Genomic DNA, 11818 nt, shown 5'->3' with positions numbered 1-11818 from the left:
TGCGAGAACGAGTGAAACGTTATATTCTTCCAGAAAAAAGAAAACGGCCCAAAAGTAGGACCGTTCGAATTTCAAAAACTCGGTACACCATTAAGTCAAAGCATGCTTAACTGAATGGTGTTAGCTCAATGAGCGGTTTTTTATTGCTTATAGTTTATTAATTTAAACCAAGCTTCTTAAGTTCTGTCTCTACTAGCTTTGCAGAAAGTGGTACATAACCATCTTTTTCTACAATTTGCTGACCATCTTTTGAAAGTACCATTTTTAAGAATTGCGCTTCCATTGGAGACAACGGCTTGTTTGGGTGCTTATTCACGTAAAGGTATAAAAAGCGAGATAATGGATATTTGCCTTGTGCAACGTTATCAAGTGTTGCATCAACAAAGTTATCGCCTTTTTTAGCTAGCGGTACTGTACGTACGCCTGATGTTTTATAACCTATACCTGAGTAACCAATTGCATTTAATGAAGATGAAATTGACTGTACTACTGATGCAGAACCCGGTTGCTCATTTACGTTATTACGGAAATCACCTTTACAAAGTGCTTTCTTTTTAAAGTAACCATACGTACCTGATACTGAGTTGCGTCCGTAAAGTTGCACATCTTTAGCTGCCCAATCACCTGTTAGACCAACATCGCTCCAACGGTTAACTTGCTCTGGTGCGCCACATTTACGAGTAGATGAAAATATAGCATCTACTTGGTCAATACGAAGACCTTCAATTGGGTTATCTTTATGTACAAATACAGCAAGTGCATCAATAGCTACGCGAACTTCTGTTGGCTTGTAACCGTAACGTTTTTCGAACGCTTCGATTTCTTTAGATTTCATTTTACGGCTCATTGGACCTAGGTTAGCTGTACCTTCGGTAAGTGCCGGTGGAGCAGTAGAAGAACCTGCTGCTTGAATCTGAATATTTACATTTGGGTAAATACGTTTGTACTCTTCAGCCCAAAACGTCATCATGTTGGCTAAAGTGTCAGAACCTACTGATGAAAAGTTGCCTGAAACACCACTAATTTTTTGATACTCAGGAATATTTTGGTCTAGAGCAACTGCTTGTGCAGATACGAAAGTTGTAACAGCCACACCCATTGCGGCAACTAAGTTTTTAAATTTCATGTAGAGTTCTCCGGTTTGTTCGTTCCATTTTCTAACTGCTGCCCACTCTAAAGTGAGTACATGACAGTTACATTACTCTTAAATGACACTTTTATGACTTGACCTATTAGCTTAATTATTTAGTCAGCGAAACTATCTTATCTATTGAAAAATCAAAAGAAAAACACGATCCTTTGTTAACTTCACTGCGAATATTTAATTTACTATCATGGCGAGTTAACACATGTTTTGTTATAGCGAGCCCTAAGCCTGAGCCACCTGTTGTTCTACTGCGAGCTTTATCTACACGATAAAAACGCTCAGTTAATCGGTTAATATGCTCAGGCGCAATACCATCACCATTATCGGTAACACTAAAACACGCTTTATTGTTTTTGCGCTGCCAGCATACTTCTACTTTACCGCCTGGTTTTGTGTAATGAATCGCGTTGAATACTAAATTAGAAAACGCACTACGCAGTTCATCCTCAGAGCCTTTAATATCAAGGGTTTTATCAATATCAAAAATAAGTTCGTGGCCTTTGTCTTGATTAATTGAGTTTGCTTCAGTGTGAATATAACCAAGTAATTGCGGTACATTTATAGCTTTATCGTTGTCTTGGCGCCGTGCACCTTCAATACGCGAAAGCGATAATAATTGGCTGACTAAGCTATCCATGCGCTTACATTGTTCAAGCATGGTATTTTGCGCTTTGTTCCACATTGCTGGCGGCGGCATCATGTCGCCATCCATCATCTCAAGATACCCTGTAACTACTGTAAGCGGTGTACGTAGTTCATGCGATACATTAGCAACAAAGTCTTTACGCATCTGTTCAAGCTGTTTTAAGCGTGTTACATCACGTACCACAACCATAAGTTGCGTACTTGCATATGGCATTACCCTAAACTCAAGCACCTGCTCAATAGTGTGACCGTTATCCAGCTCAAGCGCGTCGTCAAATTCGCCTTTGTGCATGTATTTAGCAAACTTAGGTTCGCGAATTAAATTATCAAGGCGCTGACCATGATCGGTAGGCCACTGCAAACCAAGCACTTTAAGGGCTAATTGATTACACCACACAATACTTAAATCGTTTTGCAGCACCACAACCGCATCAGGTACCGCTTCAGCCCCATCGCGAAAGCGACGAATTAAATCTGCAAGCTCATTACGTTTTTTACGATTACGGTGCTGGAGATGGTAAATACCTTCAAACACTTGCTCCCATGCACCCTCACCCTCTGGTGGATTAAAGCTGCGTTGATTAAGTAGCCAATCGCTCAAACGATAAAGTTGATGGTAGTGCCAAATAAGGAGGGAAAAAGATCCTAAAAATAAAAGCAAAAATGGCGCGCCAACTAGCACACCAATTAATAGTAAGGGTAAAAAATAGATAAACAGGCGCTTTACTAACGCCTGCTTATTAACAACTCGATACATACACTCACTTTACCTTAGAGTAGTAATACATGCGTATTTTACACATTAGCTAAGCTTTAAGCTGATCACAGCTTACTTGAAAAACGATACCCAGCGCCACGTACTGTTTGCACCAAACGGTCATGTCCAAGTGGGCCAATTGCTTTACGCAGGCGACGAATGTGAACATCAACAGTGCGATCTTCTACGTAAACGTTAGTTCCCCACACATGATCAAGCAGTTGTTCACGGCTATAAACACGCTCTGGGTGAGTCATAAAAAAGTGCAGTAATCTAAATTCGGTTGGCCCCATATCAAGCTCGTTACCTTCTGAGGTAACACGATGAGAAATAGGGTCTAAACGCAGGCCATGTACTTCAATAGCTTCTTCTAATGAGGTTGGCGATACACGGCGAATAACCGCTTTAATACGTGCCATAAGCTCTTTAGGAGAAAACGGCTTAGTGACGTAATCATCTGCACCTACTTCAAGGCCGCGTACTTTGTCTTCTTCTTCGCCGCGAGCTGTAAGCATAATAATTGGGATTTGGCGGGTGTGTTCGTTTTGCTTAAACTTTTTAGCAATTTGAATACCGCTTCCACCTGGTAACATCCAATCAAGTAAAACCATATCTGGGTAAGGTTCAACCATAGCTGCAATAGCAGAGTCGTAATCTTCTGCTTCAATTGCTTGAAATCCATTTTGCTCTAAAACAAAAACCAACATCTCCCTGATAGGAGCTTCGTCATCTACGACTAGTACTTTACGTGACATTCCAATTTATCTCTTACGCTATCGAATTAGTTTTCATTATTATGACTAAGTATGACATTTTTATGAAAGTGTAACGTGTAAATTAAAATGGTGGTAAAAAAAACACAAATTAGTGACAAAAAACCTCATTAACGTCATATTTTTAAAACCCTTTTAATATTTAACGTAATAAAAAGAGATTTACGATAAATTTATAAAATAGCTAGTTTTTAGAATTATCTGCTTTTTGTCGCTAGTTAAATCATTAAATAATACAAAATTAGCTGGGATCATTGTTTTACTAACCAAGACTTTTTTACAGATCGATCGTTTAAAAATAACTTTAAAGCTATTTTAAAATTAACAAACCCGCCTGTGTAACAATCAATACGTTTAAAAATAGATCTAAATTTTACTAAGCCCAAAATAAAGGATCAGATTTTTACCAAGCCGATCAACCCTCAGATCAGAGTTGTACCTAGTCAAAGCCATAAGTTGTTGATTGTTTATACAAATAAATAACGATCAAATTATCTCAGAGCCTAAAATAGCGAAAAAGTGTATTTGGCTTAGTAAAGTAATGATCCGAAAAGGCTATGTTAGTAAATGCGTGATCCCAAAGTACGGCGTTGATAGTACAGCGATCTGATCAATAGAAGCCGTAACCTGCAATATAAAAAGGGCTGACATTAAAAAAGCCAGCAACAAAGTTACTGGCTTAAATAAGCAATTATAAATTGATCTATTATCTAATTTTAGGGTCTAGTTCGCCACTTAAGTATTTAAGGTGCATTTCATCAAGTGAAATTGGCTTAATTTTACTAGCCTGGCCAGAAGTACCAAACGAGTTATAGCGTGCAACGCAAATCTCTGTCATTGCTTTTGTAGCTTCAGCTAGGTATTTACGTGGATCAAAGTTAGATGGGTTAAGCGCCATATGACGGCGAATTGCACCGGTAGATGCTAAACGTAAATCAGTATCAATATTTACCTTGCGAACACCAAACTTAATGCCTTCAACAATCTGCTCAACTGGCACACCATAAGTTTCTGGAATTTCGCCACCGTACTGATTAATAATTTCTAACCATTCTTGAGGAACTGAAGATGAGCCATGCATCACTAAGTGCGTGTTAGGAATACGTGCATGAATCGCTTTAATGCGATCAATCGCTAAAATGTCATCTGTTGGTGGGCGAGTAAATTTATAAGCACCGTGTGAAGTACCACAAGCAATTGCAAGTGCATCAACGTGTGTTTTATTTACAAAATCAGCCGCTTCTTCAGGGTCTGTTAGCATTTGATCCGTTGTTAATAACCCTTCTGCGCCAACGCCATCTTCTTCGCCAGCTTCACCTGTTTCAAGTGAACCAAGTACACCTAGCTCGCCTTCAACCGATACGCCACAGGCATGCGCCATCGCAACAGTTTCGCGCGTTACTTCTACATTGTATTCGTAGCTTGAAGGGGTTTTTCCGTCGCTCATTAACGAGCCATCCATCATTACTGATGAAAAACCAAGCTGAATTGAACGCTGACACACACCTGGCGATGTGCCGTGATCTTGATGCATTACAACTGGGATATGTGGCCATTCTTCAACGGCTGCTAAAATCATATGACGAATAAATGGGGCACCAGCATAAGCACGTGCACCAGCTGATCCCTGAACGATTACTGGACTGTTTGTTTTGTCAGCCGCTTCCATTATTGCGCGCATTTGCTCTTGATTGTTAACATTAAAAGCAGGTACGCCGTAACCATGCTCTGCTGCATGATCTAAAAGTTGTCGCATACTGATTAAAGCCATTGGGTATTCTCCAATTTATCGACAGTAGTTCCCTACCATCTAGTTTGAACGGATGTGTTAGTTTGGCGTTATAACAACGCCACGAAAAACCACTGCTTTGCAGTAATATTCCGTCTAAATTAACGACTAAATTAGGGTGAGAGGTATTTAGTAATTAATTGTCGGTGAGGGCTATTACCCCCTCACCTTACGCCACTAAAATTACTTAGCGCGCGACTCTAGCATTTCAACTGCTGGAAGTTTTTTGCCTTCTAAAAACTCTAAGAACGCACCACCACCAGTAGAAATATAAGATACTTTATCGGCAATGCCGTATTTATCGATTGCGGCTAAGGTATCACCACCACCCGCTATTGAAAACGCATTTGAGTTAGCAATTGCTTGTGCAATAGCACGAGTACCATTACCAAATTGGTCAAACTCGAACACGCCAACTGGGCCATTCCATACAACAGTGCCTGCATTTGCAATAATTTTTGCAAGCTTGCTCGCTGTATCAGGGCCAATATCAAAAATCATATCATTGCTTGTTACTTCGCTTACATCTTTAAGCGTAGCTACAGCAGATTCAGAAAACTCATTACCAACTACTACGTCAGTCGGTACCGGAATTTCACCATTATTAGCAATCGCTGCTGCACATAAACGGTTCGCTTCTTCCATTAAATCAGGTTCGTAAAGCGATTTACCAACAGGGCTACCTGATGCAGCAATAAAGGTATTTGCAATACCGCCGCCGGTAACTAATTGGTCAACAATTTTAGAAAGTGAATCTAAAACGGTGAGCTTAGTAGATACTTTAGAACCACCAACAATCGCCACTAATGGACGAGCTGGATTATCAAGTGCTTTGCCTAACGCTTCGAGCTCAGCCGATAACAGCGGACCTGCACATGCAACATCGGCAAATAAGCCAACGCCATGGGTAGACGCTTGTGCACGGTGAGCCGTACCAAATGCATCCATTACATATACATCACACAGTGCAGCTAGTTGCTTAGATAACGCTTCGTCGTTTTTCTTCTCGCCTTTGTTAAAGCGCACATTTTCAAAAACAACCACTTCGTTATCAGCAATATCAACACCGTTTAGGTAATCTTTTTCTAAACGTACAGTTTGCTCTAGGGCATCGTTTAAGTAATTAGCTACAGGTGCAAGCGAAAACGCTTCATCGTATTCCCCTTCCGTAGGACGGCCAAGGTGTGACATAACCATTACTTTAGCGCCTTTCTCAAGGGCTAGTTTAATAGTAGGTAGTGCTGCACGAATACGCGCATCTGACGTCACTTTACCTGCTTTAACTGGTACATTTAAATCTTCACGAATTAATACGCGTTTGCCGTTTAAATCTAAATCTGCCATTTTTATGACCGACATGAACATCTCCTTAGTTAACGATACTGAACCTGAAAAATACGTTTAAAATTATTATATTAATAAATTACTTATTCACTGCCATCATAGCACGCGCTGTGTCGAGCATACGATTAGCAAAACCCCATTCGTTATCACACCATACTAATAACTTTATCAGTCGTTTGTGACTAACACGTGTTTGTGTGCCATCAATAATACAAGAATGTGGGTCGTGATTAAAATCAACCGATACAAGCGGCTCTTCGGTATAACTTAAAATACCTTCTAAGCGGTCTTTTGCTTGTGCTTTAAGTGCATTATTTACTGCATTTAAATCTACATCGGTATTAACCGTTACACTTAAATCCATTGCCGTGACATTTATAGTAGGTACACGTACGGCGATGGCTTCAAAACGGCCTTTAAATTTAGGTAAAATACGGTCTATACCACGAGCGAGCTTTGTATCAACTGGAATAATTGATTGGCTTGCAGCGCGAGTACGGCGTAAATCATGATGATAACCATCAATCACTTGTTGATCGTTCATCGACGCATGAATCGTTGTAATAGCGCCCGACTCAATACCAAATGCATCATCTAATACTTTAATAACCGGCACAACACAGTTAGTTGTACACGATCCGTTAGAAACAATTGTGTGCTCGCTTTTAAGCTCATCGTCGTTAATGCCATACACAATCGTAGCATCAACATCGTTATCGGCCGGATGCGAAAACAACACCTTTTTAGCGCCTGCGGTAATATGTAACTGCGCATGTTCACGCGAGTGATAAACACCCGTACATTCAAGTACAACGTCTACATCGAGCGTTTGCCAAGGTAATTCAATTGGGTTTTCTTCACAAAAAAGTGCAATGGTATCGCCTGCAACACTAATGGTGTCTTCACCAAGTTTTACAGGAAAAGAAAAACGACCGTGGGATGTGTCGTATTTTAATAAATGAGCAATAGCTTCAGGATCAGCAAGTTCGTTAATCGCAACAATTTTTATATCGTCGCTCAAACCAGACTCGTATAACGCGCGGACAATATTTCGACCAATACGACCAAAACCATTAATTGCAAGTTTGATTGCCATGAAATATAAAATCCACTCTTTTAGCGTGCAGATAAAGGCAATACGCCTTTTAGATGTCTGTATTGTAATCGACCTTGCATCTGATTATAAGAGGGAAGCATTAGAAACTTTAAATTAAGGTTAAAGAGCTTAGGCATTGCAAGCTCTTCGATGGCTCTGACTTTTAAAATTAAGTTTTTTATACTAAATTTTTCAAAGCGTTAATTATATCTTCTGGCTCAGAACGAGTACGATAATCAACATCAACATAGCGCCAAGTCACTTTACCTTGTTTATCTAAAACAAAGGTGGCAGGGATCGGTAAAGCACTACTATTGCCATTGTTAACCGACTCTAAATCTAGGCCTCGGTCTACTCGCATATGCTCGAGTAAAAATGTGGGCACTTGCCATGCTACGCCGTAGCTTGCTGCTACATCGGCATTTTGATCACTCAGCACTAAAAAATCCATGTTACTTATATCGCTTTCGCTCATTGAGCCATCGGGTACTTGCGGGCTAATAGCCACCAATTGTGCGCCTAATGCGTGAATTTCAGGTAAACGTGCTTGAAGCGCTTTGAGCTGTAAATTGCAGTACGGACACCAACTTCCACGATAAAAAGTAACAACCACAGGTCCTTTAGCAAGTAACTCGGTTAACTGCACCGATTGACCATGTTGATTTGGTAACTCAAAACTTGGTGCGCTTTGGTTTAAATCAAGTGCATTAGCACCTTGCTGAAACGCTTTTGCTTGTGCAATCGTTTCATCAACACCTTTCATGAAATCAGGATTACCTTTTCGCCCTGCGGCTATTTTTGCCTCAGTTTGTGCTTGTAACGTGTTATTTTCATCGCTCATAATATGGCTACCTTCAAATTAATCAAAAACTTAAAGCCAGCTTACATTATGAAAATGTATTTGAAATGAAAATTTTAACTTATTCATTTACTTCTAAATCAAACACCACGTTTATTGATGATTTAAATGTAATAGTTTCTTGCAGGTATCTACCTTGCTCAAATGGATTTCTAATAACTTTAGAACCGCTCACAACTATTCTCTCAAAATCATCTACGCCATAACCATAACTTGAACGGTTAGAATTGGAATTAATACTGTAAATTTTTCCAAGCTCTGCGCCAAATGCTTTGGCAAGCTTACCCCCTTTAACTATAGCGTTATCTATTGCGCCTTGTGTTGCTTCAGCTTTTAACTGCGCGGCTTTTGAAGACATAAGCTCAATATTCGTCAGTTCATTAATTTTTACACTTAATGCAAAATCGATAAAATCATTCAACTTTTCAATATTTCTTAATGTTACTTTAAGTGTTCTTGTTGCTACATATCCTGCATTAATCATTGTGCCACTCTCAACATTAAACTTGTCGTCATCATTGTAAGTTAACAGGCTTGTAGCAGAAACATCTGTCTCCTTAACACCATACTTGCTTAAACCTTTAAGTAACAAATTTACTCGATCATCAACATCACGTTTAGCATCAAGTGATTTGTCTTTAAAGCTTATTACTTCAAAAGAAATCTTAGCCATATCGGGCTTTGCTAATACCTCTGCAGTACCCTGCACTGCAATATGGCGATTAGCAGGCAAGCTTGAATTAGCAAAAGTGATAAGTGGGAATAATGTTAGAAAAATAGTGATAATGAGTTTCATATTCGTTCCTTGGAGTAATTAGTTAAATAATGACTACGTAACTGTACCTATAGTCATACGGATAACAATAAAAGTAAACTGCTCTTTATTGTAGGCGGGAGTTTATCTCGCGCCTACAGCCAACCTACATCAACTCTGCTACTTTTAACTCTTTGCCACGGCTTATTTGATGGCACTGGGCTAGCAGTAACTCGGCGGTGGCTTGTGCATCGGTCAGTGCATGATGGCAATGATAGCTTGGTAACTCATAACGTGTGCGGCAAGCATTAAGGGTTAAATCATCTTGTTTTATTTCAGTTGAATGATGGAGTAAGCGCTTTTGTTCAATATGGAGTGTGTCGAGTATAAGTTTAGGACGTATAGTTATATTGGCATTTTTAAGCGCTATTTTTAAAAACCCCCAATCGAGCATGGCATTATGAAACACTAAAATACAGTCGCTAAAATGGCTGCTTAACTGCGTTAATATACTATTTAGGCTTTGCCCTTTTGCTATAGCATCATCGCTAATCCCATGAAAAACAGGACTTTGAGCTAAACTTTTTACGTCTTTATTTATCAGGTGTTGCGACTCGCTCATTTTTATACATTGGTTATCTATTATCACCCACGCTAGTGATACAATTTCGTGCTGTTTTGCATCAAGGCCAGTGAGCTCTAAATCAATCACCAAATAACGTTGTTGTAAGGCATTTTTGCCTAGTAATTTACGGCGCTTTAAATACCGAGTGAGCAGCTTTTTTACCATGTTAGTAATCCATCATTATAAACTGCCGCGAGCAAACTTAAACGCGGCGGCTTGCTGCGCTTGTTTAACAAGGTAAAACGCTTCTTTTAGTTGATGGCGCTCTAGTGAGTTTAATTTATTTGGATTAATACAATTACTCGGTAAGCCCTCTTCGTTTATTTGAGTACTTAAGCGCAGCTGTGTTAAGAACCGCCAGCAGTCTTTTAGGTTGTATATATCTTCTTTGCTGATCAGTTTATGTTTTAGTAGTGCATCCAACCGCTCTTGTGTGTTGGCGCGCCTAATACCCGCTTTTAGAGCATATAACCGCACTATGTCATTTATAATTACGACACCGCGTTTTTTTAAATCTATGTATTTATTATTTTGATCTGTTTTTTCGGTTTTAAATTTATTAAATAAACCAATTGGCACGCTGTTGCTACTTATGTCGGTTGCCATTGCGGCATAGAATAAGTCGTTACGCGATATACGAATTAGTTGCTCGCAAAAAGCCGTGTATAACGCGTTTGAACCTTCAATAAATCGCAGGTCAAAAAATATCTTACAGTTAAGCATTGCATTGGGTGTGGGGCTTTTTATCCATTTAAAAAAGCGCTCGCTCCAGTCGTTTACGCTCATACGGCACTCATCACTGCTTGCCATAATATTACCTGGGCAACGCCTAATGCCACACTCAACTAAATTTTCACATACAAACTCCCCCATACTTTTAAAGTAAGCGTGTTGCTCGAGGGTTAAGTCGTTAGGGAGTAATAAGCCGTTGTCTTGATCTGAATGCAGGGTTTGTTCTTCGCGTGCTTGCGAGCCAAAGCAAATAAAACTAAAGCTGGTTGGCGCTGCGCCATGCTCTTCTTGAAATAAGTGAATCAGGCGCGATGTAAGCGCATCGGTTAAACCACTGAGTAATTTACCAATTAACGATATGTCGTCAATGTTGTACGAAAAACTACGCAAAAGTTCGGGAATTTCTTTAGCGTAGCGTTTTAAGTCAGTAACAGTATGCGCTTTATATATGCGCCCAATAAGCTGTACGGGGTCACTTTTTTGTTGGCGCAGTAAGTCGGTGCTGGTTATCATCCCTATCGGGTTATGGTTTTCGTCAAGCACAGGCAAATGGTGAATATTGTATTTAAGCATTAAGTGCAGCGCCGAAAACACCCGGTTATTTTCAAATATAAACTTAGGTTTGGCGGTCATAATACTGCTTACTGCGTCTTGTGGATCTACCTCGTCGGCAAGTACTCGGTTGCGTAAATCACGGTCAGTCACAACCCCTACTAAGTGCGCGTGCTGCGTTATCATTATTGACGACACACCATGCTCTTTCATTTTTTTAGCGCTTTGCCTAATACTTGCATCGGGCGAAAGTGTAATTGCTGTGCGGGTCATCAGCTCTGATATTTTACGTTCAGACCAACTATCGTTTTTACTTTTATAATGCGATGACAATAACCGGTTAGCGTGAGCGCGTACAAAGTATTGCTCAAACGATTTATATTCTCTGCGTAAAAAATCAAAATGCGTTTGAGAGAGCATATACACTATGCCCTCTTTTTGTACTTCTAACCTATTTTGAATTGCCTCACCGGTTAATAGCGACGGAAAACCAAAATAGTCACCTTGCGCTAAGCGCGTAACAACATCGCCCTTGCCATCAACTAGGTCGTACAAACCAGAGCGAATTAAAAATAGTTTAGGGTTTTCACTTTGTAACCACTGAGTTTGGTTTTCACGTGTAAGGTAAATAACATCGAGGTGATTTACAAAGTACTCGCATGCACTGCTATTAAGGAGGCTAAAAGGCGCTTGCAAACATACATACTGGGCTATTTCTTGTTGTTCTACACTCATTGTATTCGCT

The 11818-nt window shown here is 39.8% G+C and carries 10 protein-coding genes; all 10 read right to left on the bottom strand.

The window, feature by feature from the left end:
* Nucleotides 1-157: 157 nt before the first annotated feature.
* The gene (locus H4J63_RS13120) at nucleotides 158-1126 is read right to left on the bottom strand and encodes a PstS family phosphate ABC transporter substrate-binding protein (protein WP_002962686.1); all 969 of its coding nucleotides are present in this window, start codon (nucleotides 1124-1126) and stop codon (nucleotides 158-160) included.
* Nucleotides 1127-1241: 115 nt separating this feature from the next.
* On the bottom strand, nucleotides 1242-2549 hold the full coding sequence (phoR, locus tag H4J63_RS13115) for a phosphate regulon sensor histidine kinase PhoR (protein WP_182196986.1): 1308 nt from the start codon (nucleotides 2547-2549) through the stop codon (nucleotides 1242-1244).
* 65 nt (nucleotides 2550-2614) lie between these two features.
* Nucleotides 2615-3304, bottom strand: coding sequence for a phosphate regulon transcriptional regulator PhoB (phoB, locus tag H4J63_RS13110; protein WP_006791869.1), 690 nt, complete (start codon nucleotides 3302-3304; stop codon nucleotides 2615-2617).
* Nucleotides 3305-4028: 724 nt separating this feature from the next.
* On the bottom strand, nucleotides 4029-5093 hold the full coding sequence (fba, locus tag H4J63_RS13105) for a class II fructose-bisphosphate aldolase (protein ID WP_002961523.1): 1065 nt from the start codon (nucleotides 5091-5093) through the stop codon (nucleotides 4029-4031).
* A gap of 201 nt (nucleotides 5094-5294) precedes the next feature.
* Complete coding sequence (locus tag H4J63_RS13100) at nucleotides 5295-6470, bottom strand: phosphoglycerate kinase (protein ID WP_182196985.1); 1176 nt, start codon at nucleotides 6468-6470, stop codon at nucleotides 5295-5297.
* Nucleotides 6471-6534: 64 nt separating this feature from the next.
* Nucleotides 6535-7551, bottom strand: coding sequence for an erythrose-4-phosphate dehydrogenase (gene epd, locus H4J63_RS13095; protein ID WP_002961528.1), 1017 nt, complete (start codon nucleotides 7549-7551; stop codon nucleotides 6535-6537).
* Between the two features lie 178 nt (nucleotides 7552-7729).
* On the bottom strand, nucleotides 7730-8392 hold the full coding sequence (locus H4J63_RS13090) for a peroxiredoxin-like family protein (protein WP_182196983.1): 663 nt from the start codon (nucleotides 8390-8392) through the stop codon (nucleotides 7730-7732).
* 79 nt (nucleotides 8393-8471) lie between these two features.
* A complete protein-coding gene (locus H4J63_RS13085; protein ID WP_182196981.1) occupies nucleotides 8472-9206 on the bottom strand; it encodes an SIMPL domain-containing protein in 735 nt (244 codons plus the stop codon).
* 124 nt (nucleotides 9207-9330) lie between these two features.
* Nucleotides 9331-9954, bottom strand: a complete 624-nt coding sequence (locus tag H4J63_RS13080; protein WP_182196979.1) for a 3'-5' exonuclease — start codon at nucleotides 9952-9954, stop codon at nucleotides 9331-9333.
* A 15-nt stretch (nucleotides 9955-9969) separates the two neighbouring features.
* On the bottom strand, nucleotides 9970-11808 hold the full coding sequence (locus H4J63_RS13075; RefSeq protein WP_182196977.1) for a DUF294 nucleotidyltransferase-like domain-containing protein: 1839 nt from the start codon (nucleotides 11806-11808) through the stop codon (nucleotides 9970-9972).
* Nucleotides 11809-11818 lie beyond the last annotated feature (10 nt).

The sequence above is a fragment of the Pseudoalteromonas sp. 5Ae-yellow genome (assembly GCF_014077565.1).
GTDB lineage: Bacteria > Pseudomonadota > Gammaproteobacteria > Enterobacterales > Alteromonadaceae > Pseudoalteromonas.
The sequence above is the reverse complement of the archived record's forward strand: the minus strand, read 5'-3'. Positions and strand labels throughout refer to the sequence as shown.